General features: G+C 47.1%; 23 protein-coding genes. 5 read left to right on the forward strand and 18 right to left on the reverse strand.

What is annotated here, in order from left to right:
- Positions 1 to 92: 92 nt before the first annotated feature.
- The 6 genes from ACX9NY_RS18225 to ACX9NY_RS18250 all read right to left on the reverse strand — a co-directional run bounded on the left by ACX9NY_RS18225 (position 93) and on the right by ACX9NY_RS18250 (position 6,877).
- Positions 93 to 1,169: an efflux RND transporter periplasmic adaptor subunit gene (locus ACX9NY_RS18225; protein ID WP_342572005.1), complete on the reverse strand. Its 1,077-nt coding sequence runs from the start codon at positions 1,167 to 1,169 to the stop codon at positions 93 to 95.
- 28 nt (positions 1,170 to 1,197) lie between these two features.
- Positions 1,198 to 2,568: an ABC transporter permease gene (locus tag ACX9NY_RS18230; protein WP_472474209.1), complete on the reverse strand. Its 1,371-nt coding sequence runs from the start codon at positions 2,566 to 2,568 to the stop codon at positions 1,198 to 1,200.
- Positions 2,569 to 2,586: 18 nt separating this feature from the next.
- Positions 2,587 to 3,270 (reverse strand): ABC transporter ATP-binding protein, encoded by a 684-nt coding sequence (locus ACX9NY_RS18235; RefSeq protein ID WP_339239975.1) that lies wholly within the window; start codon positions 3,268 to 3,270, stop codon positions 2,587 to 2,589.
- Between the two features lie 264 nt (positions 3,271 to 3,534).
- Entirely contained in the window at positions 3,535 to 4,704 is a 1,170-nt protein-coding gene (locus tag ACX9NY_RS18240) for a hypothetical protein (protein ID WP_342572003.1), read from the reverse strand.
- Positions 4,701 to 6,167, reverse strand: coding sequence for a sensor histidine kinase (locus ACX9NY_RS18245; RefSeq protein ID WP_339239973.1), 1,467 nt, complete (start codon positions 6,165 to 6,167; stop codon positions 4,701 to 4,703). Before ACX9NY_RS18245 ends, ACX9NY_RS18240 begins: the two co-directional genes overlap by 4 nt.
- On the reverse strand, positions 6,164 to 6,877 hold the full coding sequence (locus tag ACX9NY_RS18250; protein WP_253430918.1) for a response regulator transcription factor: 714 nt from the start codon (positions 6,875 to 6,877) through the stop codon (positions 6,164 to 6,166). Before ACX9NY_RS18250 ends, ACX9NY_RS18245 begins: the two co-directional genes overlap by 4 nt.
- 211 nt (positions 6,878 to 7,088) lie before the next feature.
- Here ACX9NY_RS18250 and ACX9NY_RS18255 point away from each other — a divergent pair, with 211 nt between their 5' ends.
- Both ACX9NY_RS18255 and ACX9NY_RS18260 read left to right on the forward strand, forming a co-directional pair.
- Complete coding sequence (locus ACX9NY_RS18255) at positions 7,089 to 7,565, forward strand: RNA polymerase sigma factor (protein WP_339259133.1); 477 nt, start codon at positions 7,089 to 7,091, stop codon at positions 7,563 to 7,565.
- Between the two features lie 218 nt (positions 7,566 to 7,783).
- Positions 7,784 to 10,570, forward strand: a complete 2,787-nt coding sequence (locus tag ACX9NY_RS18260) for a DUF5689 domain-containing protein (RefSeq protein ID WP_472479346.1) — start codon at positions 7,784 to 7,786, stop codon at positions 10,568 to 10,570.
- 526 nt (positions 10,571 to 11,096) lie between these two features.
- Here ACX9NY_RS18260 and ACX9NY_RS18265 read toward each other — a convergent pair.
- The 5 genes from ACX9NY_RS18265 to ACX9NY_RS18285 all read right to left on the reverse strand — a co-directional run bounded on the left by ACX9NY_RS18265 (position 11,097) and on the right by ACX9NY_RS18285 (position 15,323).
- Positions 11,097 to 11,357 (reverse strand): hypothetical protein, encoded by a 261-nt coding sequence (locus ACX9NY_RS18265; protein WP_339259132.1) that lies wholly within the window; start codon positions 11,355 to 11,357, stop codon positions 11,097 to 11,099.
- A gap of 344 nt (positions 11,358 to 11,701) precedes the next feature.
- The gene (phnE, locus tag ACX9NY_RS18270; RefSeq protein WP_017690380.1) at positions 11,702 to 12,508 is read right to left on the reverse strand and encodes a phosphonate ABC transporter, permease protein PhnE; all 807 of its coding nucleotides are present in this window, start codon (positions 12,506 to 12,508) and stop codon (positions 11,702 to 11,704) included.
- Positions 12,505 to 13,356, reverse strand: a complete 852-nt coding sequence (gene phnE / locus ACX9NY_RS18275; protein WP_472474212.1) for a phosphonate ABC transporter, permease protein PhnE — start codon at positions 13,354 to 13,356, stop codon at positions 12,505 to 12,507. Before phnE (ACX9NY_RS18275) ends, phnE (ACX9NY_RS18270) begins: the two co-directional genes overlap by 4 nt.
- The gene (gene phnC / locus ACX9NY_RS18280) at positions 13,353 to 14,150 is read right to left on the reverse strand and encodes a phosphonate ABC transporter ATP-binding protein (protein ID WP_062837418.1); all 798 of its coding nucleotides are present in this window, start codon (positions 14,148 to 14,150) and stop codon (positions 13,353 to 13,355) included. The genes phnE (ACX9NY_RS18275) and phnC overlap by 4 nt, the downstream gene beginning before the upstream one ends.
- A gap of 177 nt (positions 14,151 to 14,327) precedes the next feature.
- Positions 14,328 to 15,323, reverse strand: coding sequence for a phosphate/phosphite/phosphonate ABC transporter substrate-binding protein (locus tag ACX9NY_RS18285; RefSeq protein ID WP_442033731.1), 996 nt, complete (start codon positions 15,321 to 15,323; stop codon positions 14,328 to 14,330).
- A 180-nt stretch (positions 15,324 to 15,503) separates the two neighbouring features.
- Here ACX9NY_RS18285 and ACX9NY_RS18290 point away from each other — a divergent pair, with 180 nt between their 5' ends.
- Entirely contained in the window at positions 15,504 to 17,162 is a 1,659-nt protein-coding gene (locus ACX9NY_RS18290) for a bifunctional metallophosphatase/5'-nucleotidase (protein WP_472474215.1), read from the forward strand.
- Between the two features lie 531 nt (positions 17,163 to 17,693).
- Here ACX9NY_RS18290 and ACX9NY_RS18295 read toward each other — a convergent pair.
- From ACX9NY_RS18295 to ACX9NY_RS18305, 3 genes are all read right to left on the reverse strand, one after another.
- Positions 17,694 to 18,707, reverse strand: a complete 1,014-nt coding sequence (locus ACX9NY_RS18295) for a Gfo/Idh/MocA family protein (protein WP_472474217.1) — start codon at positions 18,705 to 18,707, stop codon at positions 17,694 to 17,696.
- Positions 18,708 to 18,768: 61 nt separating this feature from the next.
- A complete protein-coding gene (locus tag ACX9NY_RS18300) occupies positions 18,769 to 19,614 on the reverse strand; it encodes a sugar phosphate isomerase/epimerase family protein (RefSeq protein ID WP_339239966.1) in 846 nt (281 codons plus the stop codon).
- A gap of 50 nt (positions 19,615 to 19,664) precedes the next feature.
- Entirely contained in the window at positions 19,665 to 20,306 is a 642-nt protein-coding gene (locus tag ACX9NY_RS18305) for a carbohydrate-binding family 9-like protein (protein ID WP_472474219.1), read from the reverse strand.
- Between the two features lie 187 nt (positions 20,307 to 20,493).
- Between ACX9NY_RS18305 and ACX9NY_RS18310 the strand changes: the two genes are divergently transcribed.
- Both ACX9NY_RS18310 and arr read left to right on the forward strand, forming a co-directional pair.
- Entirely contained in the window at positions 20,494 to 21,399 is a 906-nt protein-coding gene (locus tag ACX9NY_RS18310) for a helix-turn-helix transcriptional regulator (protein ID WP_339239964.1), read from the forward strand.
- A gap of 244 nt (positions 21,400 to 21,643) precedes the next feature.
- On the forward strand, positions 21,644 to 22,060 hold the full coding sequence (gene arr, locus ACX9NY_RS18315) for an NAD(+)--rifampin ADP-ribosyltransferase (protein WP_339239963.1): 417 nt from the start codon (positions 21,644 to 21,646) through the stop codon (positions 22,058 to 22,060).
- 58 nt (positions 22,061 to 22,118) lie between these two features.
- Here the strand turns inward: arr and ACX9NY_RS18320 are convergent, their stop codons facing one another.
- The 4 genes from ACX9NY_RS18320 to ACX9NY_RS18335 all read right to left on the reverse strand — a co-directional run bounded on the left by ACX9NY_RS18320 (position 22,119) and on the right by ACX9NY_RS18335 (position 26,599).
- Positions 22,119 to 23,147 carry a LacI family DNA-binding transcriptional regulator gene (locus ACX9NY_RS18320; RefSeq protein WP_472474221.1) on the reverse strand — a complete coding sequence of 343 codons (1,029 nt, stop codon included), beginning with the start codon at positions 23,145 to 23,147 and terminating at the stop codon, positions 22,119 to 22,121.
- A 295-nt stretch (positions 23,148 to 23,442) separates the two neighbouring features.
- Positions 23,443 to 24,792 carry an ABC transporter substrate-binding protein gene (locus ACX9NY_RS18325; RefSeq protein WP_472474223.1) on the reverse strand — a complete coding sequence of 450 codons (1,350 nt, stop codon included), beginning with the start codon at positions 24,790 to 24,792 and terminating at the stop codon, positions 23,443 to 23,445.
- 70 nt (positions 24,793 to 24,862) lie between these two features.
- The gene (locus ACX9NY_RS18330) at positions 24,863 to 25,696 is read right to left on the reverse strand and encodes a carbohydrate ABC transporter permease (protein ID WP_339239959.1); all 834 of its coding nucleotides are present in this window, start codon (positions 25,694 to 25,696) and stop codon (positions 24,863 to 24,865) included.
- Positions 25,697 to 25,708: 12 nt separating this feature from the next.
- Positions 25,709 to 26,599, reverse strand: coding sequence for a carbohydrate ABC transporter permease (locus tag ACX9NY_RS18335; protein ID WP_472474225.1), 891 nt, complete (start codon positions 26,597 to 26,599; stop codon positions 25,709 to 25,711).
- Positions 26,600 to 26,609: the final 10 nt, after the last annotated feature.

Here is a 26,609-nt window from a genome sequence, read left to right on the forward strand (position 1 = left end):
ACACCCCTTGCCCCTAACCACACCAGAGGCTCATCCTGGCCTTATACCACAATGAACCTCGTGTTGATTAAGGTCGAATTTCACCCGTTTGTCTAGGGCAGAACAACGACATCTCCCGGTTTTAACCCACTTACCACTTCCGTCTTGTCCCCCGATTCCATTCCAGCCTTAATGGTCAGCGGCTCTGTCAGTCCGTTCCCTTTGTCTAACAGGACGTAAGGTTCGGTCTGATCCCGCATGATGGCCAAGCTGGACACAACCGTCACTTTATCCTTACGCATCGTCTCGATATCGCCTTCCAGACTCACGCCTCCATACATCCTTGCATCCGGCTTCAGATCAATGACCACGTCAAACTGCGAAGCCTGCTTGAGGTCTGTATCGGTACTCTTCCGGGCGAACTTGGACACCTTGCTTACCTTCCCGGTGAATTGCAGGTCTTTCTGCGCTGTCATTCGTACCTTAACCGGCATGCCCACCTTAAGTCTGAACATCTCTTCTTCGCCAACAATCGTCATGAATTTCAGTTTGCTGATATTGGTAATGGACCCGATTAGCTGTCCTTCCGTCACTGCACGTGTCTTGCTGTCCTCTTCATTCATCTGAAATATACCGGAGGCGGAAGCATACACAGTGGACTTGCTCATCACGGCCTGCTTTTTCTGTATCTCCTTCTCCTTCAGGACCAGTGCTTTTTGATTCAATTCATACGTCAGGCGTTTGGCTTCCCGGTCCGCAAATGCCTTCTTGCGCTCTTCTTCCGTCACGCCAAGCGGTTCGCTCATATTCGCCTGATCCAGGCTAACCTGATTCATCTTATTTTCAAGCTGGGCTTTCTCCAGATCGCTCTGCAATTGTTCGACTTCCGTTTGTAACGTGGACGTGTCGAGTGTAAACAGGATATCCCCCTTGCTCACCTGCTCACCACTTTTCACATGCCACTGCTGGATGTTCGAAGCATATGGAGCATAGATATCCGTCTGATCGGTATATACGGATTTCCCTTTTACCTGAATCGTTTGCGTCATCGTTTCTTGTGTAACATCAAACGTAATTGGCGGCGGGATCTCAACAGGTGCCTCCGGTTTTGGTTTGTACTTTTCATACAGCCAGTACCCCACACCTGCCAAAAGTACAACCGTGATGATGATTTTAATCCATTTCTTCATGTGCCCAATTTCCCTTTCGCTGATAAAATTACATTGATTTGATCACAGCTAATGCGTTGGTCCGCGATGCGCTAATTGCCGGATATATTCCCGAAACAACACCGACCAGCGCAGCAAACACGATGCCGAGCGGCAGAGCGGACTGCTGAATAACCACGGTCATCGGACCACTGACCTGATCTGCCATCTGACTCGCGAGCAGACTGTTCACCCCGTCGAGGGCAGCAAAAGCAATTCCAACACCTGCCAAGCCGCCCATTAATCCAAGCATCGCTGCTTCCGTTATAAACATCTGGCGGATCTGCCACAGATTCGCCCCCAGCACCTTCATTACACCAATCTGCTTGCGCCGTTGATGCGTAGACATGATCATCGCTACAACAATGGACAACGAGGCCAGCAACATGATAAAACCACCGATGCCCAATGCCGCTTGTTGATACATCGCCAGTTGGCCAGCCATTGCTTCCTCCTGGAAGAGATTGCTCTGTGTATTTAACGTCAGCTTCTGGATCTGTTCTTCAACCTGGGATACATAGCGTTTATCCTCCACTTTGACCAAGGCTGAGTTCAGACGCTTGGCTGCACTACTATCCGCCTGTTGCAATCCAAGCTCATCCTGCAATGCACGTGCTGTGTCCAGCGGCAGATATACTTTTTTGTCACCCTGAGCACTCATCTCATCCATGTTGGAAGGTTTCGTAAGCTCGCCTGATACACGTACAGACCCACTCATTTTGGTTTTACTCGCATCCGCATAATCTTCATATCGGAACTGGACACGCTGCTGAACCAACTGATCCTGCTTGGATGACATTTCCGTATACTGCTGCAGGAGCTCATTGTTATATGGATCAGCATTCAACTGCTCGAATAACTTCTGAGTTACTTTCGGGTCTACAAGTCCGAATGCGGCCCCATAGCTGGTCACCGCCATACGACCATCCTCCGCCGCACGTCCCTCGGCATATTTATATCCGAACCCGCCCAGGGTCTGCAGCTCCGTGCCAATAACTTCAACGTATGTACTGCGACCATCCGGAAGCACCATCTCCAACGAATCCAGCTTTAACATGGGTGCCACAGCAACCACATGGGGAATTCTCTGAATAATCTGAATCTTCTCCAGCGTCAGCGCACCGCGTTCAAATGTCGAGCTCTGACCGCCCCCCTTGCCGTTCCCCGTACGTATGCCTTCATTGGGCGTAATTGTGATCTCATCCATCTTGTAATTGTCGTTCAATGTTTTCTCGCTATAGGCCTGTACGGACTGCCCCACGCTAAGTGCAATGATCATGGCGGCAGAACCGATGGACAACCCCATCATGCACAGCAGTGTGACCATTTTCCTGCGAATGATCTGTCCCCAGGCCATACGTGCTACATCCCGTATTCTCACATTTCCTCTCCTTTTGCCTCAAACTTCCCTTACAGCCTCTTCAACCAATATTCCATGTTGCAATGTAAGTACAACCTGCATCTGTTCCGCGACTTCTGCTTCATGTGTCACAATAACAAAGGTGGTATTCAGCTCCCGGTTAAGCTGCTGCAAAATTGCAATAATCTCTTCCTCTGTCTCGGTATCCAGATTCCCGGTAGGCTCATCTGCGAAGATCACCGAGGGTTCGGTAATGAGTGAGCGTGCAATACTGACACGTTGTTGTTGACCGCCCGACAACTGGGACGGGAACAAGTTTGCTTTTTCACTTAGTCCAACCTGATCCAATAGTTTCAATGCTTTTGCTTTGCGCTTCGAAGGGCTGATCCCCATGAACACCAACGGTAACTCTACATTTTCCCGAATCGTGAGATTGGACAGCAGCTCATACGACTGGAAAATAAATCCGATATGACTGCGCCTGAACTCAGCCAGGCGATTCTCACTGAAACGAACAATATCTTGTCCCGCAATCAGAATCCTGCCTTGATCCGGCTTCATCAGCCCCGCCATCAGATTCAGCAGCGTGGACTTGCCTGAACCTGAACTGCCCAGCAGCGCCACCATCTTGCCTTCTGCAATCGTCAGGTTGATGTCTTGAAGCACCGGTACGATTCCCTGGCTATTACGGAACGAGTGGGATAATTGATCAACTTGAAGCATTACTGCATGTCTTCCTTTCTACTTGCCAAGTATGTACAGAGGTTGTTCAAAAAGTCCCATTTTCTCGAGACGGAAACGGGTCTTCTATGAACATGTATGTATGAATTCGCGTAGCACATTCCCTTTTATTATAGGGTGGAGATGTATCCAGGCTGACCGGAGTTGTATCCAATTTGTAAATTGTCATAACAAAAAGACCTTGTCCGCATGGGAGCTGTCGCCAGCCTCATCCAGACCAAGGTCTTATCTTATACCTTCCATAGCTTACCAGGCTCTGAAACTAAAGCGGTACATTTCACTTTTATCCATGGTGCTTCCTACTGCAAATAGTTCGTCATCATTCCATCTGAGTTTGATGAAGCTATCAATATTACGGTAGATCACCGTATCTGACGAAAGCTTGCTGTCATTCAGATAGGCAATATGCAATTCATTCTTCTGATTCTGATTATCCATTGGCAAAAAATAAGCAATTCGCGATTGATCTGCATCCAGTTCGAAGCTCCAGATGGACCCTTTCAGGACCAGTTCATATTGCTTCTGTTCTGCGCGATACCGATATAATCCCTGCACCTTATTGATCGTTCCCTGGATGAGCATGTCCCCGTTCTTCAGTAACTTGTACTGTTGAATCTCTTCCATTGCCGCATATGCCTTCACTTCATGCGCATCCTCAAGCGACACACGATATATGGCATAGTTTTCTTTCAGCATCACCAGCATATAGAACTGCTTCAGATCTTCACTGACCTCAAAGACATCCATAACGATAAATGTATCACTCGATCCTTTTTCTTGTCCTTGTCCTGTTCCAGCAAACATGCCCATCAGCTCATCATGCGTGTAGATGGTCTGACTCGTTCCCTGCTTTAGATCGACTTGTTTGAATAAGAGATCATCCTGACCGATGTAGGATTCATTCCCTGTAAACACTCTGTAATACGAGTTATCGTTCGAAAGTTTGCGACGTTCCCCGCTCTGAATCATATACTCATACGTCGTCTTCTGCGCTTGACCCGCCCGATATTGGGAGTATATCAACTTCTTGTGATCCGGGCTGATGACTACACCGTAATCCGTATTCGTTGCAATATTTTTCACTTCATTATCATCCAGATGCAGGAGAGACAGCCGCAGCCCTGAATAGGAAGGTTCTGGTTGATTTAATATAATTGTATTTCGGTCTACCACTTCAAAATCATAGATTGCGAAGTCATTCGGAATCTTTGTTGCCGACTCGACTTGAATCGTACTGCTGGGCGGCGGCGCCAGACGGCTGTTGAATTGCTCGCTTGGCATAATCACCGTTCTTGGTTTGAGATTCCCCATACTGAACAGACTGCCGATTCCGAAAATTCCACTGACAAATGCGATTAACAGCCCCGACAACATCAATTTGTCACGGTGCTTTCGCCAGAATCCTGGATGTCTCATGCGTTCATTTCCCCCGGAAGACTGATATTTACTTGTGTCCCTTGCCGCATGATGCTCTTCATCTCCACTGTTCCTCCATGACGCTCCACGATGTTCTTCACAATAGACAAGCCCAGTCCTGCGCTGCCCTTCTCCACCCTGTTGATTCCTTTATCCTGGTAAAAGGGTTCAAATACATGCTGGAGTGCTTCAGCTCCGATTCCTTCCCCCTGATCACGAATCACAATAGCGATAGTCTCACCTAACCGGAAGGATTGTACTTCAATGATTGAATTGACATCACTATATTTAACCGAATTATCCAGAACGTTGAGGAATACCTCCTTCAGCTTGTCCCGATCTCCCTGTAGATACTGATGTTCCTCCAGCTCATAGTGAATGCCTATATTGTACTTGCCCGCCTTAATCGACATGTCTTCACAAGCTTCACGAATAACATCCGATACATCGATACGTTCGAATCGGTACGCCTGAATGACCGCAGAGGAGACCGAGACCTCCAGGATATCCGCAACCATCGTGTTGAGACGCTGGCTTTCCTTGATAATATAATTCATGCCTTTGTCAAAAAAATCCTGATCGGTAAATCCGTTATCCCGCAAAATCTGGGCGTATCCCAGAATGGTCGTTAGTGGTGTCTTCAGTTCATGTGTCACATTGTCAAAAAAGACTTTGCTTCGCGCCTGTACTTGATTCACTTCGTCCCGTTCTCGCTCAATCACATCAATCTGCTCCCGCACACGATCAATCATGATGGTGAAGCTTGAAGCCAGTTCACCAATCTCATCCTTAGTGGTTATCTGAATGTCTGCATTCAAACTCCCCTGAGCCACTTCCGCAGAACGTTTCGTGAGTACACGGATAGGTTGGGTGATTTTCCGGGAAATAAAGATGGAGGCGATAAATACAAATACGAAAATCACCGCCGCGAACAGTTTGATCGTATTTTGAAAACGCAGGTTGCGTTTGAACAAATCCGTGTAATCCTTCTCCATCTGCACAATTCCGATCAATTGTTGATCCATCTGAAGCGGAAAGGACAGACTGGAGGTGACCCGACCTTTATCCACAACTGTGGTATACGCGATCTTGGATTGTATGGCCGCCTTCACATCAGGATGGTCAGACCGCATAGCGACATTAGCTTCACTGCCAGTAGATCCGTATGGTGAAGCATCAGGGCGATATACGGTAATTTTTCCGCCAACGGCTGAACCAATCTGCTCCGCAAGCTCGCGGCTTCCTGCTTCGAGCGAGTCTCTGCTCATGCGTTTGTTATGAATCAGGAAGTACTGATTCAGCGCGATATCCAGATTTTTCTTCGATTGCACCATGTCCTCATGCACTTCCCGGTACATATTCTCCTGTGCCACCTTATTGGACAGAATCAGCAGAACGGAGAATCCGATAAAGACGATGACCGAGAAGAGCACCACCATTTTGAACTGGATGGTCCACTTCATGTCTGCACCTGAATATTCAGCTTATACCCTACACCAAATACAGTCTCGATCATCGAAATGCCCTGCACACCACTATCCAATTTCTTGCGAATCCGTTGTATATGAATATCCACCGTTCGGGTATCTCCTGCAAAATCAAATCCCCATACCTTGTCCAGCAGTTCAGAACGTGTATGTACCTTACGATGATGGGTCACGAGAAATAACAACAGGTCATATTCCTTATTGGTGAGTCCTGCGCGTTCCCCGTCTTTCCACACTTCCCGTTCATCCTTGCGAATCTCAATATGCTTGCCAAGCCTGACCACCTCATAGGACTGATTCTCCAGTGTCTCGCTGATGAGATCAATCCGGCGAAAGATCGCCCGAATGCGCGCAACCACCTCACGGATATCAAAAGGTTTCGTGATATAATCATCTGCCCCAAGCTCCATGCCAAGTACCTTGTCCAGCATGTCAGACTTCGCAGTGATCATGATGACGGGTATCTTGGAGTTCACAGACAGTTGCCGACACACATCAAAACCGCTCATATCCGGCAGCATCAGATCCAGCAGGATCAGATCCGGCTTCGAATCCCGAAGCAGATTCAACCCCTCTTTACCCGTAGCTGCTTCCTTGATCTCAAATCCTTCCTTGCGTAACGAATAGGACAAAATATCTCGAATGGACTCCTCGTCCTCAATAATTAAAATCTCTTTTGGTCTCATGATACCCTCGTAATCTCCCTGCTCTATGGATTTCATCTGCCTATATTTTGTATCCCAAGCCTTGTGCTTGAATAGAGGGAAGCACGAAATGTTACAACTTCGATACAACTCTGAACCGTTTGGAAACAACCTCCCGATATACTTGGATCATAAGAGACTCATACCAGACCGGACCCAAGCCTGATCTGTATCCAAGGGGGATTCACATCATATGAACACTGCACAAATCAACGATGCTTATGTCAACTATAAATCAGAAATCACACGGTATCTATCCCATATCGTCAAACAGCCACAAGACGCAGAAGATCTGGCTCAGGATTGCTTCATTCGACTGATGAATGTGACCGTAGATATCCCTGAAGATCGACTCCTCTATTATCTCAAACGGATTGCCCGAAACCTTGCCATGGACAGTTTCCGCAGGCGAACCCGTACACTTAAACGTGACAGCCGTCTGGAGGTACCTACCCATCACCTCGACACACCCCAACTTGAAATTAATGAAGGCGTTCATGATCTTGTCTCCCATATCAACAACACGGAACACCGAAAAATATTAGAACTTCGCCTCATCCACGGATACTCCATCAAGGAAACGGCAGAGCTGGTGAATCGCAGTGAAGGCATGATTAAGTCTTCTGTCTTCCATGCCGTCAATCGAATTCGGGCCAAAGTCATCTCATAGAGATGGCTTTTTTTATGCAAAATCAACAGTGACGCCGGATGGGAGTGTTAAGACAGGACCGAAATACCTATGGATATGTCAAAAGACCCAATTTTACAAATATCGAGTTAATTTTTACAAATTGTTATGACTATGTGAGATTTTCATGTGGTAGAATATGGACGAACTCATGAATTAACTAATATCTGGGAGGGATTTGGTTGGGTAAATTAACAGGTATGCGCGGAGTATTTCTAAAATCACTCCTCGCATTGTCCATGGCTTTGCCGCTTCAGATCGGATTATGGAACGGAGATGCATCGGTTCATGCGGAAGGACCGACAGACCCGGCACCATTCATCCAAGCGAAGGTTGTGAACCAAAATGCAGGCAAGAAAGTATTGTTCGACAACTCACACGGCCAGACGGCTGGAGCAGCAGACTGGGTCATCGATGGAGGTTTCTCTGACTTCGGGAATGCACTCGCGAATGATGGTTATTATGTCAAAGAACTTCGCAAGACGACTCCATTTACCTATGATGATCTGAAAGAGTATAACGTATTCGTTATTGCAGAGCCTCAAATTCCTTTCAAAACATCCGAACAGGCAGCACTCAAACAATATGTTGAAACAGGCGGCAGCATCTTCTTCGTTGGAGATCACTATAATGCAGACCGTAATAAAAACCGCTGGGATGGCTCTGAAGTTATCAACGGCTATCGTCGTGGAGCATTCGAAGATCCAGCCAAAGGCATGAGCACAGATGAGCGTAATTCTGAAGCCATGCAAAACATCACCAGCTCAGACTGGTTGTCCGATAATTTCGGCGTACGATTCCGCTATAACGCACTTGGCGATATCAATGCCAATATCATTGTACCGGCAGATCAAGCCTTCGGCATCACAGAAGGTGTGTCGGCTGTAGCCATGCATGCCGGCTCAACCCTCGCAATCACTGATCCGGAAAAGGCAAAAGGCATTGTGTACCTGCCAAAAACCAACGCCAAATGGAACAACGCGGTGGACCAAGGCGTATACAACGGCGGCGGGATCGAAGAAGGTCCTTACGTAGCCGTATCCAAGCTTGGAGCTGGTAAGGCTGCCTTCATCGGTGACTCCTCTCCAGTAGAAGATGCATCGCCTAAATACTTGCGTGAAGAGACGGGCACACGTAAAACAACCTATGACGGATTCAAAGAAGTCGATGATGCCGTATTGCTCGTGAACACGGTGAACTGGCTTGCTACACAAGAGAACTACACGGATTTCACTCAAGTAAACGGACTTGAACTGGATACAGCTACAGCGCTGTTGCCATTCGAAGAGCCGGCTGCTTCTACAGAACCACAGGCTGAACCTTGGGCCGCACCTGCTGCCGGATACAAGTGGTTCGATCGTTCCACGTTCAAGGCTGGTTCTTACGGCGGCCCTGCATCCAGCGCAAATGCTTCTTACAGCTTCGTGAAACAGGATACGCTTCCGAATGCAGAAGACTTCCAGATTCGTGTCGTTGTGGAGAACATGGCTCCAAACACAACCGTATCCGGTTATAGTGCTGGTATCTATCTGACTGGCGGAACACAGGTAGCCATGATTCAGAATGAAAGTGGTACTTGGCCGACATCGTACGGTTACAGCTCCACATTCAGTGTAACCTCGGATAGCCAAGGTCGCGGGATCAAAGATCTGAATGTACGTATCAAACCGGGTACAACTGGCGCTGCAAGCCTGCGTCTCCGTCTGAACGGCAGTAACCTGATTACCAATGCCGTGACTGTTGGCAATGTGCCAGCTGAACAGCTTCCGGAAGAAGAAGGACCGATTCCAGCAGCGATTACCGTTGCTGAAGCACGCACCAAAGCTGTCGGTACTACCGTAACCATCGAAGGTGTTGTAACGACAGAACCAGGTGCATTCGGTGGACAAGCCTTTTATCTTCAAGATGAAACTGCCGGAATTTATGTCTTCCAACACACAAGTGGTTTTCATGCAGGTGACACGGTGAAAGTAACGGCAGCAACAACCATCTATAACAGCGAGTTCGAGCTTACCGACATCGTTGCGATTGAGAAAACAGGTACGGCTTCCGTACCTGCTCCAATTGAAGTTACAGCCATTACAGATGCGAACCAGGGTCAACTGGTTCAATTGAAAGATGTAACGATTGAGAATATCATCAGTGCTACACCGGCTGGATCTTTCGAATTTGACGCAGTGGCTGCGGACGGAGCAACTACACACATCCGTGTAGACACCCGTACAGGTGTGACAGATACTTCCTTCCCTTATACTGCTGGGGACAAAATTGATATCACAGGCGTTTCTGCTATTTTCAAAGACGTATATCAATTGAAACCTAGAAGCTTGAATGATTTTGTACCTGCTGAAGATCAAGGTGGAGGCGAACAGCCTTCCACTCCAGCTGCAGAAGCGCCGGGTAAACCGGTGCTTTCTTCTGATAATGGATATACGACTGGCTTGTTCGAAGGTTCGTATAACGTAAGCATGAACCTCTGGTGGGGTGAAAATGGTTCCGAGTACAAACTGTATGAGAACGGTGTTCTGATTGATACGCAGAAGTTGACTGCGGCTACACCTTCTTCACAGTTTGCTAAAACGGCCATTACTGGCAAAACGAATGGCACATATACTTACGTTGCCGAGCTGACCAATGACAAAGGCACAACACGCAGTGACGTGCTGACGGTACAAGTAACGAACGCCTCCCCTGGCAAAGCAACATTGTCCCAAAACAACTGGGATGGTGATGGCAACTACAGCGTATCCATGAACCTCTGGTGGGGTACGAACGCTACCGAATACCGTCTCTATGAGAATGATGTATTGATTGATACACAAACTTTGAAAGCCGCTACACCCGCTTCTCAAAGTGCGTTTACGGAATTGTCCGGTCGTGCTAACGGAACATACACGTACCGCGCTGAGCTGATCAACGCCGCAGGCGTGACCAGCACAGAGACCATTACGGTTCAAGTAACCAAAGCGTTGCCATTGGCTAGCTAGGTCTCAATAAAGAAGCCTGACTTTTAACCAAGCTACTAAAAAACCGAAACCAACATTGCCTGATTCAGGGCAACCTGGTTTCGGTTTTTTTTAGTTGAGCAGAGGAACATCGGAATACTTTGACTTATACGGTACCAATTCACTCATGACGCTAAAGTGACTTGTTACTTATGAATCTCAGGGGCTGACGCTCTTGGGATCGTGGGCTTCTCGGCTCATTGCCTCGTGCGCTTATGTATTGGGAATTTCACGTGATACCCTTCCCCCTTAACGCCGCTAACAAATCTGACAGATCTTATTTAGCCATTCTGGCCGAATTCTAAGGTCTAACGAACTTCAGTGTCGCTATTTAACTATATTTCCGCTCCAAGAGGGTTAATTCAGGTTAAACGCAACAAATAGCGTCATTACGATTCGTTAGAATTCCATTGACGTATGTTACCAAATAAGGACTCTCAAGTTCGTTAGATCAGCTCCTGCGACGCTACTTTGGTTACATATTGTAAATGCAATGCAGAACGTGGATTCATTTCAAACGTTCCGGCACATATCCATTTCTAACAAATAGAATGCTGTTCCATACCGCAGAACAAGCGGCCACGGCGATGATACTGATGACAAAAATCAAGTTCATGTGTGTAAACGTATAAGCGCTTCCCGTGAAAATAATCAGGATTGCACTGAGTCCAATATTTTCTCTGTTATGTTTTTTAAACTTCTGAAAAACCATTCTGTAGAGTAACAGGAGTACCATAAACCCAATCCATATATATTGAAATAATTCCATAGGTCACCTTCCTTTTGAAAAACTGATTACTTGTAATGGTTATCTATGAGGAATAATGATTAATATCCTTAATTGCCTTTATATAGGAATCTATTAATACTACATGTCATTGGAAATTAATTCAATCCTCGGTCTGCATATTCTTTGAACATCTTTATTCAATAATGATCAGCACGGCAATAAAACATTCTGTTGTTGATTTGCAGACACAAAAAAAGACTATCCCTAGCCATATTTCTGGCAGCGAATAGCCCTCTCCTCTTACTCTATCGTCTAACCTTACTTAATTATCTAATATACTTTATGGCACCACTATCTAATATGCCTCGTAGCCCCACATTAGCCTACACCAGCTTCTTACGAATATACCCTGAGATCAAGTCGATAATCGTGATCATCACGATAATTCCCAGCAGGATTATACCTACTCGCGGCCAGTTCCGTGTGCTAAGTGCAAAGATAAGCGGGGTTCCAATCCCCCCTGCTCCAATTACGCCGAGTATGGTCGCAGAACGTACATTAATCTCGAAACGATACAACGTATAATTCAGGAACCCAGGCATCACCTGCGGCAGGATGGCGAACCACAACTGCTGCATGCGATTGGCTCCAGAGGCAAGCAACGCCTCAGATGGGCCATAGTCGATATTCTCGACTTCATCTGCGTACAATTTGCCCAACATGCCGATGGAGTGTAATCCAAGGGCGAGTACCCCTGCGAACGAACCTGGGCCTACGGCCTTAATGAACAACAAGGCCATAATAATCTCAGGGAACGTGCGGATGAAGCTGAGTACCATTTTCCCTGCACCCGAGATGGAACGATGCCCACTCATATTGCGGGCAGACCAGAAAGCAAACGGGATACAGAGTACTGCCGAGATTACGGTACCCAACACGGAAATCGCCAGTGTATCGAGCAGTCCCCGAAGTAGGTCTTCTCCCTCTGGCAAGTATACAAAATCCCAATCCGGTGAGAATATTCCGGCTACAATAGCCTTCATAATCTGGGCAGCAGTTTCCTTAAAGCCAGTGAATGGTACACCGGCGAGAGCCCAGACATATACAAGGATCAGCAGTAACACAATGACCCAGCGTAGCGGGTTCTTCCGTGGTTTTGGCCGGATGCGGCTTGTTTCATTTTTCATCATAGCAATTTCTCCCGCAGCTTAGTACTTACATAATCAATGACCAGAACAATGACGAGGGTAAACAGAATGATTACGCTGGTCTTGTCATACTCCAGGAATCCAAGTGTGGCCTCATAATAGAGTCCAATTCCTCCGGCTCCCACCAGTCCGAGAATGGCAGCAGCACGTATATTAATTTCGAAGGCATACAGCACATAGGATGTGAACTGAGCAGCCAATTGCGGCACCACGCCATATACAATGAGCTGAATCCGGTTCATACCAACAGCCGTCATCGCTTCCAGCGGCCCCTGATCAATGGTTTCCAGCGTCTCATACGTGAGCTTCGCGATCAGACCTACCGAGAACACAGCCAGCGCCAGGATTCCGGGGATTGGGCCCAGACCAAATACGGCTACAAATAGAGCAGCAAGCAGCAGATCCGGTACAGTCCGAATCAGGTTCAGCAGAAAGCGCGCCGGATAATAGATCCAGCGACTCGGCATCAGGTTACCCGCGCAGATGATCGAGATCGGGATCGCAATAATGGCACCAATGGTTGTTCCAATCAGGGCCATTCGGATCGTTTCCAGCATGCCTTGCACGATATTATCAAAGTAACTCCACCGGGGTGGGAACATCTCCTTCAGCAGATCCAGCATGTTGGGAAAACCTTCAAACAGCTCCGTGAAGCTGGCATCCGTCTGCTTGGCACTGGCCCACAGAAGGAGCAGAATGATCACTAGGGTGAGCAGATGTTTCGTACGCCCAGGCGGTTTCGGGCGATTCACAACCTGAGCCGGGCTGGAACCAGGTTCCTTCCCCACTCCGCCTACATTCTGAAGTGGAACGTTGGACTTCCCCTTCATACCACAACTTCTCCCTGCTCATGCACAGCCTGCTTGTCCAGCAATTCGTCAGCGAGAATCGGTCTGCCGTATATTTCTGCAAAACGCTCATCCGTTGCCTCTTCCACCGGGCCATCGAATACGACCTCGCCTGCTCGCAATCCGACAATCCGGGTCGCATACTCTCTCGCAAGATCAATAAAGTGAAGATTGACAATCGTTGTAATCCCGAGGTCTTGATTAATGCGTTTCAGGTCATCCATGACCTGTTTCGTTGTAAGCGGGTCGAGTGAAGCAACTGGTTCGTCAGCCAGAATGATTTTCGCTTCCTGTGCCAGTACACGGGCAATAGCCACACGCTGCTGTTGTCCACCGGATAGCTGATCTGCACGGGAATAGGCTTTCTCCGAGATGTTAACCCGATCCAGCGCCGTAAATGCAAGTTCAATATCCTCTTTGGGAAAACGACCCAGAATGGTACGCATGGTGGAATGGTATCCAACGCGTCCAGCAAGTACATTACGGAGTACACTAGACCGCTTCACCAGATTGAAGCTTTGGAAAATCATGCCGATGTCACGTCTGATCATGCGTAGCCGTTTGCCTTGCGCCTTCGTGATGGAACTTCCGTTAATCAGAATCTCGCCCTCACTAATGTCGTGCAGCCGATTAATGGATCGCAGGAGAGTTGATTTACCCGCACCCGACAGACCCACTACAGCAATGAATTCCCCCTGCTCAAATTTTAGATTAATATTATCCAGGCCCTTGGTGCCGTTAGCGTAAGTTTTGGTAACGTTATGAAGCTCAATCATGGCAATAATCCTTCTTTCATTCATAATGATCAACCATACCTAAGTCCTTGCTATAATGGCACAAGCCAGCGCAGCGTAGATCACGCTGAACTGGCCTGTCCATTGCTACGATTAAGCTGTTCCCATCCAAGAGAGCGACTACAAAGTGAACAGATCCGAACTACTTTTGGATCAGAATTATTCACCTTTCACTTTTTCGCCATACTGACGAACGATCTCAAACTTGCTATCATCGGATTCTACATAACCTTCATGCGTATAGATTTCTTTGATGATCTGGTGACCTTCCGTATCTTTACCGATATCGATGAAGGCTTGTTTGATCTTCGCAGTCCAATCAGCATTCATGTCTGTACGAACGGCAATGGTATCGTTAGGAATAGGCTCAGTGAACGCCAGTACACGTGTATCTTCAAATACAGTCGGATAGTCTTTGGCTACCGTGTTGCGGGCATCTTGGAAGATAGCTGCCGCATCAACATCGCCGTTCAATACAGCGATCACACCTTGGTCATGACCTTTCAACGTTACAGGTGTTACATCTTTCAATGGATCAATGCCTCTGTCGAGCAACAGACCTGCTGGCCATACATAACCTGCAGAAGACGTTACGTTTTGGTAAGCGACTTTTTTACCTTTTAGGTCTTCGATGGATTGAATCGGCGAATCTTTTTTCACGATAAACATGGATTTATAGGAATCCGCCAACTGTTCGGTTGGAGCACCTGTCTCATCATTTACACCAAAACGCTGTGCTTGCAGAATAACTTGTGCAGCGCCTTTTTCTTTTGCCAGTACATAAGCTGTCGGAGGCAAGAAACCTACGTCTACTTTGTTGGAAGCCATGGCTTCAATAATTGTATTGTAGTCGGTGGATACGCTGACTTTTACCGGGATGCCCAGTTTGTCACCCAGCAACTTCTCGAGCGGTTTTGCTTTGGCTTCAAGCGTGTCTGCATTCTGGGAAGGAACAAATTGAACCGTCAATTCCGTTGGCACATAACCTTCGACAGGCTTCTCTGTCTCTGCCGTCGCCGTGCCGGATGCATTCGAACTCGTATTCTCCCCGTTAGCCGAACCAGTTGTACTACTAGACCCACAAGCACTCAGAAACAGAACCAAAATCAACAATGGTAAAAATAAAGCAGACTTCTTCAAACGAACACCCTCCAAAGAGTTTCTATTTTTCAGTACTTGTCTACTATAATTGCCAAATATTTGCGCGATGTGAAACGAAATTTGGAGTTTTGTAAAGTTTCCTGTCAGGCTGTCAGCGCGACTTGTAGTCTGTTAAAATAGGCTCATTATGGTTGAAGATATGGGAAGAAATTATATATTAGAGGAGATTGTAAAATGACATCCATACACCCTACGGCAAGCTTCGATATTCTGTATACCAGTGATCTGCATGGGGCAATTCGCCCCATTCATTACAATACCAATGCGTACCGCCCGGCTGGGCTTGCCTTGCTGGCTTCCCTGATTCGTAAGGAACGCGAGCGTTCACCTGAACTGATGCTGGTGGATAACGGGGATCTGCTGCAAGGATCACCCTTGGCCTCTTATGCAGCTTCACAGATTTCCAACAACGAAGGGCATCCCTTCATCACAGTACTGAATGAACTCGGATACGATGCTGCGGTGATGGGTAACCACGAGTTCAACTATGGTCAGGATCTGCTGCGCCGAGCAGTTGAAGCTTCCAACTTCCCTTGGCTGTCAGCCAACATTGTTCATGCTGAGCACGACAGAGCCAATGAATCAGAATCTTCGAGAGATCTTCCAACAGGTGCAGCTCTACCATCCTTCGGCCCTCCCTATCTAATGAAGACACTCTCCTCCGGTGTTCGAATTGCACTCTTGGGTGCAACGACACATTATATCCCGAACTGGGAGCATCCGAAGAATATCGAAGGTCTGCAGTTCCTTGATGCCTTGGAGACCATTCGTACATGGGTTAACTATATACGCGAGCATGAACAACCAGATGTAATGGTTGTCAGTTATCATGGCGGGTTTGAGAGTGATCTGGAAACAGGAGAGCCTGCCGAACGGTTAACTGGAGAAAATCAAGGCTATGCCATCTGTCGGGACATCGAAGGCATCGATGTGCTGCTTACCGGACATCAGCATCGGCAGCTTACCGCTACTATCCATGGTGTAACCGTCATTCAGCCGGGATTCAGCGGAAATGGTGCGGGGCATGTATCCGTTCAGTTGGAGCAATCATCGGGCGGGAAATGGAAGATTACAGATATGAAGGCCCGGTTGTTACTTCTGGATGAACATAATGAGGTCGAACCTGATGCTACAGTTATGAAGCTTACGGACGAGCTGGAAGCTGAAGCACAAGCATGGCTGGATCAACCGATTGGCGAGGTTGCTGGGGATTTGTCCATCTCCAATGCAACGGCTCTGCGGCTTAAGGCGCATCCTTTTATTGCTTTTGTACATCAAGTGCAGATGGAAGCGACTGGAGCGCAGCTCTCCAATACCGCCATGCTAAGTGAAGAAGCCCGTGGTTTCGGGAGTCACATCACCGTACGGGACGTGTTATCCAACTTTATCTATCCTAATACTCTGACGGTGCTGGAGCTGAGTGGTCAGGATGTCCGGGAGGCGTTGGAACAAACGGCACGTTACTTTGAAGTAAATGCTTCTGGCGAGGTGACAGTCAATCCGGCTTATATGGAACCCAAACCTCAGCATTATAATTACGATATGTGGGCTGGCATTGAATACGAGTTGGATATCTCCCAGCCTGTAGGTAGTCGAGTTGTGAAGCTGGAACGTGAAGGCAAGCCAATGGACATGGATGGCATGTACTCTGTTGTGATGAACAGCTACCGTGCTGCTGGCGGTGGAGATTATGCGATGTATCCAGGTAAAAAAGTGCTGCACGAAGGCGCGACAGATATGGCCGCACTGGTAGAGGATTACATCCGCAGACACCAACCGTTAACAGTGGAGCAGGCGGATAACTGGCGGGTTGTTGGTCGCAAGGGGGAATGACTGCTACTGTCGATGGACTCGGGTAGGTAATTTCGAAGGATTTAGAATGATCTAGAATGATTTAGGAGGGTTTAGGCGGCTTTAAAAAGATTTGGCATACAAGTTAGCGTGTGAGCTGCTTCCAGCTTGTAGGGCTGTTTCTTGTTTTAAGGCTGCTCGTAGGCTCATTTTTATTCTAAGGAATCCAGGGAGTCTTATTTGTGCTCCCTCCCCTCATTAATAATTTTTAAGGAACACCAGACACGCTATTTCCTAAAAATCTGACGATTAACGCGATATACGGCTCAAAATCTCTAAATAGGGCGTCTCATGTTCCTTAGATTTCCGTAGTTGCTTCATACTCCTGAATAACGTGTCTCCGATTCGTTAGCGCTCATCCCTTTGCGCCTCTCTCTGCTAACACGATAATTGTAAGCGAGTGGAACGAGCCACCCCCTCGATGATTAAAAGGGGCGTCCCGTCATATTCATGACAAGGGCAGCCCCTTCTTTATTTTTACAATATCAAGCTCTACGACTTCTCAATCTGCCCCTAATTTACCGTAACCAATGTGCCGTGCTCATCTGCTGAACGTATCTCGGCTTCAATTAACTCAAGCGTGCCTGTTGCACTCTCTGGTGTACATACAGATACAGGTGTGCCTGTTTGGACGGATTGGATAAAATATTTGAGTTGGTAATAATATCCCGAGTCGGGTGACAACTCCGCAACGAAACCAGGAGCATTATTCGGATTCACTTTTAGCTCTCCATTCTCAAAGACCAGATTCCCCTGCTCCAAATTCACCCGATACGTCATCGAGAAACCATAGTCTCCCCCCAACGTCCAGTCGGCTTGGGCATTCAGCACTTTTCCATCAGGGTACACATAATTGGTAGACACTGTATCATAACCGCTTCCCGGAATGACGTTGCGAGCGAGCGTGGATACTTGATCCGGTTTGCCAAACACCCAGTGAATAATATCCGCATCATGAATGTGCATATCTAATATGCAGCCCCCGCTTTTCTCCCCGTCCAGGAACCACTCTTGAGGCAAACCCGAACCGCGGAAGAAATAACCTGCGTTGACCGCTCCATAACGACCATCTTCTACTACGGATTTTAGATAGGCATAGGCTGGCCAGAAGCGTAAACATTGCCCAATCATCAGTGTTTTTCCTGTCGCTTTGGCGGCTTCTGCCATCTTCCAGCCTTCCGCCGAATGGCGCGCAACCGGTTTCTCACACAGTACATGATAACCTTTCTCCAGCAAGGAACATGTTAATTCAGCATGCAATGGTGTGGGCAGCGTAATATCAATGATATCCAGTTCCTCTTGCTCCAGCATCGCGTCGATATTGTCGTACAAACGATAAGGTGTGAGATCATATACCTCTTGCTCTGTTGCCATATTACCGGCTGCTTTACCGTGCTTCAATTCCTCTATTCTCAGATCGCAGATGGCTACCAATTCCACGGGTTCCCCTTCGGAGGCAAGGCGTACATAGTTGTCAAAATGCATACGTCCCATAAACCCAAAACCGATCAATCCCACTTTTAACATATTTCTACCTCCCATATCAAAATAGAATGGATACTCCAGTAAACGTTGTTATTCGAATTTATTACTGAGAACGCCCAAGAATGGCATCCATCGCTTTGGATGTATTGAATATGATCTGCTTCGAATGATGAGCGTAAGGCGGAATCATCTCCGCAGTCACGTAGTTGTCGTAACCAATAGCCTGTAATGCCTGCATCACCGCCGGATAATTCACATCTCCAGCCAGCAGATCCACAAATCCATGAAGCCCTCCCGCTTGACGACGGTAATCCTTGAAGTGCACCTTTTTGATCCGATGACCCAGAATGCGAACCCACTGCTCCGGGTAACCGTTCTGCACGACATTGCCCACATCGAAATACGAACCTATATACTCTGAGCCAAAAGAATCAATAAAGGCACGCAGTTCTAACGGTGATACCAAAAACTTGTTCCATACGTTCTCAATGCCAATGGATACTCCAGCACTTTTCGCATACGGCAGCAGGTGCGCAAGGGCTTCTTGCGCCCGTTCATAAGCAACTTCATAATCCGTCACTTCGCTGTCTGGAATGAAATCCACACCAACCGCGCCCGGAATGACCAAAATGGTATCCACACCAAATGCCGCGGCAAGTTCCAACTGTTTTTTACACACATCCAGTGCTTTCGTGCGAATCTCCGGACGAGCGCTCGTCATCGGGTAATCCCAGTACAACCCGGTTGCAAGTCCCGCGATTTCGAGTTCAGCTTCCTCCAGACGTCCCTGAATGTCACGAACCTCCTGATCTGTGGCAGACAGACTCAGTTCACCTTCTGCATTAAGGGATAGTTCAATCCCCTCAAAGCCAGCTTGCTTCGCCGTCTGAATACAATCCGTAATAGAGGCATCTCCTGGAAACGACCATATATTAATCCCTTTTTTCATCCGAATACCCTCCTCCAAAATATACAAACCTGTTCTTCAGTGATGCACAGCTATCCCAATTGAAAATAACCAAACCGGGCAGGTAGATGAAAGTTTACAGCCCCTGTGGGCTGCCATGCCTGATACTCCCGATCTCCCTGCACATTCTCATCAATACGGTACACGTTGACCCTCCAGCACACCCCTTTAGTCAGGGGCGACTGGAAGTTACTCGCTGGAATATGGATCAGATACACCCGATGGCCCTGACGATCCACTTCCACAGACGTATGCAACCCCTCCAGCTGCCAGGTTACATCTGCCTGGAACGCTGAACCTTCGTCGTTATTGTGAATGAGTGCTTCAAATATCACGTTGTGCGGACTGATCTCAAGTTCCATGTAGTTCCTGCCATCCCCCTGTTCATCAATGAACAGTTCAACCACATCCTGCTCGTATAATGGCTGGTTCCTTTCCGTGAAATCAGATACGACGTGATCATCCTGGCATACAAAGCGAATATGCAAGTATTCGGGACTCCAGCCAAATCGAACTTCTGTAGATTGATGAGGTGGTCTGCCTGTTACCGTGTCCACCAGTTCCACTGGAACACATCGCTCCCAATCCGTAGCCGTGGGAAATCCATTCTGTGCAACGGACCTGAGTCGTTCGCAACAATAACTCGTGCTCCGTTCCACCGGGAGAGAGTTCATGTCCATCCTCTCCTTTTTTAGCTTAATCCGTGATGTTGTCTCTCTCGTAAGAACATGTGATAATACATATATTATAAATAAATTACGTGATTATTTATTTAGGAGATAAAGAGATTATTTGCACAATTCCGTTCAGTTTCAATTAGATCTATTTGGCCCAATCTCATTGAAAAAGGAGATGGAACTTATGTCTCTGCAACAAGCGATATATCCTCTGCAACGAACCGTCACTTACAAGGAATGGTCTCCCAACGTGCATTATGCTCAATTCCAGAGCCTTCCTCCCGGCAAACTGGCAAAGCGGCGTTTGTATGATTTTGAACTTCTGTACGTCTCTCAAGGCGAAGCTGCAACTTATATGAACGATATTAATTTTAATCTGAAAGCTGGTCAGCTAATCTTGCTGCCTGCCGGTGTCTATCATCAGAATGAGGTGGTTTCCAGCCCGGAAGCACGTTTCATTGGCATTCATTTTGATTTCTTCAACGAATTGACCATTCAGACCGAGGCCGATATGGTTGTGAACGAAGAGACTGTTCTGCATCATAAATTCGCAGTGGAAGCTTGCGCAGAAGGCATGACGCCGCTATCCTTCAACCCGACCTATACCCCTTCTCCAGCTACCGTGCAGCTTATGGAACAATTGGTACATGAATTTACGATGCGCCCACCGGGATATGAGCTGGTATGCAAAGCCTTGATGCTGCAAATATTGACCCATCTGCTGCGTTCATCCTGGCGAAGTTCGTCACGCCATGATTCGGTACACGGAGAGAAGCTGCTTGAGCTCATGAAACGTATAGAGGGCGCCCCTTCCAATCCGTGGACCAATTCGGGCATCGCCAAACAATTAAACCTGAGTGTGGATCACATGGCCAAATTGTTCAAACAGATTGCCGGCATGCCGCCCAATGAATACATTCAATCCATCCGTCTAAGCGAGGCACGTAAGTTGCTGCGGGAAACCGATCATTCCATTGAGGCGGTCGGTGTACAAAGCGGTTACCCGGACATTCATTATTTCAGCCGCATGTTCCGCAAATATGAAGGCATTTCCCCCCGGGAATACAGGAAGTTGTCCAGAATGCTATAAAAAAGGAGCAGACTGCCGAGTGCAGTCTGCTCCTTGCTTTTTGAAATATCACGAACAACATAAATAGTTCATTTTTCCGTGCCAAATCATAACCTTTAATTCAGCCTATATAGGTAATTTCCGCTCAATATCATTCTCTCTATTTCTATTGTAACGTTATTTTTATGTTTTTTATAGACTGTTTTTTTGGCGATTCCTACACTATACTGCTAAAATACAAATCTAAAAAAAGAGGTGCATCCGTATGAATGACCCAAAAAATGTATTAGATCATGGACCTTTTTTTCATGGTACTAAAGCAGAACTGAACATTGGAGATTTATTAGAACCGCAATACTTATCCAACTACCAAGATAAAAAATCTAACCACATTTACTTCACCGGAACATTAAATGCTGCTAAGTGGGGTGCTGAATTAGCAAAAACGAATGCCAAAGAAAGAATCTACATTGTAGAACCATTAGGAGATTTTGAAAATGATCCTAACTTAACAGATCAACGATTCCCCGGCAACCCAACACGCTCATATCGATCTAAATCACCTCTAAAAATAGTAGCGGAATTAGCTTCCTGGGAAAGACACTCCGATGAAGAGATCAATCATATGCTCACCTCTTTAAAGAAACTAAGTGAAGAAGGGAAAAATGTGATCTACGATTAATTTCTTAAATCAAAAGTTCCCTTCGTCCAACTTGGACAAGGGAACTTTTGGGTTGATACTATTCTATTTTGCCATTGGAAGATTGGCGGAATATGCAGCGGTACGGAACGATCATTTTGACAGCCACTTCATATTGATGATCCAGATAATCGAGCAGCTGTTTAACCGCGAACATGCCCATCTCCAGCTTCGGTACATGAATGGTCGATAATGGCGGAGAGGTGAATTCGGATATTTCAATATTATCCACCCCAAAAAAGGCGATATCCTCCGGGATGCGGAGTCCCTGTTCTGTTGCAGCGCGCATGGCTGCAATGGCCATCATATCACTGGCGGCAAAAATGGCTGTAGGTCTATTCGCATTATTGGTAAATGCCTGCTTGGTCAATTCATAACTCAGCGAAACATCCCATTTCACATCAATAACCCAGTGATCATCAATCGTTAATCCTGCACCATTCATCGCACGTTGGTATCCAAGGAAACGTTTTTCCTCACGAAAATCATTCTTGTACTCCGCACCGCCAATGTAGGCAATGATCCGATGTCCTTGCTCAATCAGATGATTCGTGGCCTCTCTCGCCGCCTCTTCACGGTCATAACCAACGACTGGAATGTCCGGGTCCGTAATGTCCACTCCAACAACAGTCCGTACATTGGCTTTGAGCCAGCGATAAGCTTCCGGGTCAATTCGTTCCACTACAATCATGCCATCAATCCGATGTTCCTTCACCAGAGATTGCAATTGTACGGTATCTCCATCGTTCTCGATGCTATACACAAATTCCAGCCGCATTCCCGATTCAGCAAGCTGCTTCTCTATGCCTTCCATAATGACTGAAAAATAAGGGCTGTTGTATTTGTTCTGCGGAATGGCGACCACACAACCAATTGCATAGGCCGTTTTAGGTTCAGTCTTCTTTTTCTTGGCCGGACGCTGTGAGCGATAACCCAGCTCCTCAGCGGTGTCCCAGATCTTTTTGCGGGTTTCATCGCTGACCGATCGATTGACATCGTTCTTCATCACACGTGAAACGGTAGAGATCGATACACCAACGCGGTCTGCAATATCCTTCAATTTTGCCATGTGAAGTCCCCACCTTTCCTCTAATCTATGTATTTAAAACCCCATTCGTATTGGGGCAATTTCATTCCTGCATAACCAAATTTGCGGCAAATATAATTCTATATTTCAACTCATCATAAGTCAATGCGATACGAGGCATCGAACAACAAGACACCCCCTTCCCTTTCCTTTCCAACCGCCCCTTACAACAAAGAACACAGTCTCCGTAACATAATAACGGCAGCCAGGGAACTCGATCTCCCCACGACTGCCGCCAATTGGTTATAGCCTTCTATTTCTCCACCTCTTTATCCGCTTATTGCATCTTGGAGGCCAAATCCTTCAATGCTGCGGTTAGGTCACCGTCCCCAGCGAGAGGAAGTTTGAGTGATTGCTCGCCGTACGTCCAGACCAGATCGGTTTTCTTGGTTGTAAATGGGGATACAATGCCATACTGCTGAGCATCCAGGAAGATTTTATTATCTTCACCTACAGTAGCGATATAAGCATCCGCTGCGGCCTTGTTAGCCGGAATGGAATAGCCTTGCTTTGCAAGTTCAGTCTGTCCATCCGGACCCGCAAGCCAGGCAAGCAGCTTGTATGCTGCCTCTTCATGCTTGGTGTTGGAACTGATCGCAAGACCTGCCGGCTGAACAACAGTTTGGTTTGTTTTGAATTTTGGTAAATACGAGATGCCGTAATCTACGCCAGCCTCCTGGTAGTTGGTTGTATTCCAGCTACCACCCGGATTCATCGCTACTTTGGATGTCGTAATCGCAAGATTCACCTGTCCACCTAAACCTTCAATCTGTGCAGGTGTGGTGTTGATCTTTTTATTTTTGGTCAAGTCAATAAAATAGTTCAGCACTTCCATCGCTTCAGGTGTCTCAAGCGCAAGGGAACCATCATCATTCACCAGCTTCGCACCATTGGACCACAGTTCCGGCTCCAGAAACCAATCCATCGTTGATCCTGGTGAAATGGACAAGCCCCACTGCTTGATGTTTCCGGCATCAAAACCCGCTTCGTCTGCGCTTTTCCCGTTCTTATCCAGCGTCAGCTTGGTTGCAATATCGGTAATTTCATCCCATGTGGGCTCGAGCGAAGGGACGGGAGCATCATGAGGATTCGTGGTTTCATTCTCAAAGATCGCCTTGTTGTAATACCATACGATGACGTTGGCATCGATAGGTAAGGATACTTGTTTACCCTGATACTGGTGAAGACCTAGCAGACTTTTGTCCACATTGTTCAGATCAAACTGATTTTCCGCCAGCAAGCCATCCAATTCCTTGAAAATACCCAGTTCGGCGTATTTCTCCACGTATGCATAACTCGTTTTGAACACGTCCGGCAGTGTTCCCCCCGCCGCATTCGCTGTCAGTCCGTCCCAATAGCTGCCCCAATCCTTGCCTTCCAGTTTGACCTTAATATCGGTATTGGCCTTCATGAACTGATCCAGCAGTTCCTGTGTACGATGAAGCTCTTCTGCCGTCCCCCATTGTGAGTACGTGATGGTTACCGGCTCGCCTGAGCCTTCGCTGCTTCCGGAACCTCCAGAGTTGGCATTTTCCGACGATTCTCCATTCGCACATCCACTGATGACCACCATTGTAGCAAGTACAAGTGCCCACACATTGAATAGCCGTTTGCTCTTCGCTTTCATATACACAGCTCCCCTTTAAGTCATATCAATAAGTCCTGTTCACCTGAAAACCGGAAAGCAGGCAGCCTCTCTACCCTTTGGTGCCCGTGAGCACCACCCCCTCAACGATATAACGTTGTGCAAACAGATATAGCAGACCGATCGGAACAATACTGATGAATGCTCCCGCAGCAAGTGCTGGCAGATCCTGGCTCGTCTGACCAATCAGGAGCTGCAAGCCTACGCTCAGGGTGAACATTTCTGCATTTTTGATATACAGGAACGGCCCCAGAAAATCGAGCCAGGAATTCACAAAGGCAAAAATGATGGTTGTCATAATAATGGGTTTGGACAGCGGCATAATCACTCGTGCATATACCGTCCAGCGATTGCCGCCATCGAGATATGTAGCTTCATCCAGCTCTTGGGGAATGGTCATGAAGAATTGGCGAAACAGGAAGATATAATAGGCGCCTCCGAGCCAGGCCGGCACAATGAGCGGCAACCAGGTGTCAATCCAGTTTAACTTGGAAAAAAGGACGTACGAGGGAATCATCATAATGGACGGGGGAATCATCAACGTAACAAGTACAACCGGGAACAACATATTACGGTATCTGTTCACAAAGCGGGAGAAACCGTAAGCGACAAGTGAACTGGACACCACCGCTCCCGCTGCAACAAAAAAGGAAATGAACAATGAGTTTTGAATCCACTGCCACATCATCGGCTGTACAGCGAACAACCGTTCAAAGGCTTCCAGACTGAATGTGTCTGGCAGGATGGTTGGAGGTACCTTATACGTTTCCGCTTTGGTTTTCAGCATGGTCGAGAGCATCCATACAAGAGGCCCTGCGAATAGCATTAACGCTGCGATCAGCAACGTATATTGGGACGTTTTTACCGCTATTTTTCGGCTATTCATGTAACTCTCCTCCTATCGTTCTCCCTCGTAGTACACAAAGCGGTTTGATAATTTCATCAGGATCAGGGTGACAAGTGAGATCACGGCGAACAGGAAAATGGACTGTGTCATCGCCATGTTGAATTTCAGATCGGTAAAGGCCGACTTGTAGATATTGTAGACAAATGTATAGGCAGAGTAGTTCGGACCACCCTTGGATAACAGGAGGGCTTCCGTAAACATCTGAAAGTTATACATGGTCTGAATAATGATGACAAACAGAATGGAAGGACTGATCATGGGCAGCGTAATCTGGAAAAATCGACGTATCCCGCTGGCACCATCGATGGCTGCCGCTTCATACAGATGTCTGGGTACATTTTTCAGTGCAGCCAGGAAGATCAGTACCCCGCTGCCGGAGATCCAGACCTGAAGCATGATGATGACCGGCTTAATCGTATGTTCCCCGCCAATCCAGTCCACTTTGCCTATACCAAGTGCGCCAAGTCCAGCGTTCAAGATGCCAAATTCGGAGTTGAATACCAGCCGCCAGATTATGACCGTTGCCACAATCGGCACCAAGGTCGGCAAATAGAAGAAGGTGCGGAACAAGGCAATTCCTTTGACATTAAAATTAAGCAGCATTGCCAGACCAAGCATGCCTGCTGTTACAATCGGAACACCAAATACTACAAAATACATCGTGTTCAGCAGACTTTTCAAAAAGATGGGATCGTCCATCATGTGTGTAAAATTATCGATCCCGACAAAGTTGAAGTTGGTTGCTCCAGGAAGTCTGGCATCCGTAAAGGCATAGAATACCGAGGTTCCAAAAGGAATCATAAAAAAGGTGATAAATCCAATGATCCAAGGCAAAATGAAGAGAAAGAACAGCAGCGTGTCATATTTTCTCAACCTGTTCATGATGACACCC

Source organism: Paenibacillus sp. CB74 (assembly GCF_055687625.1).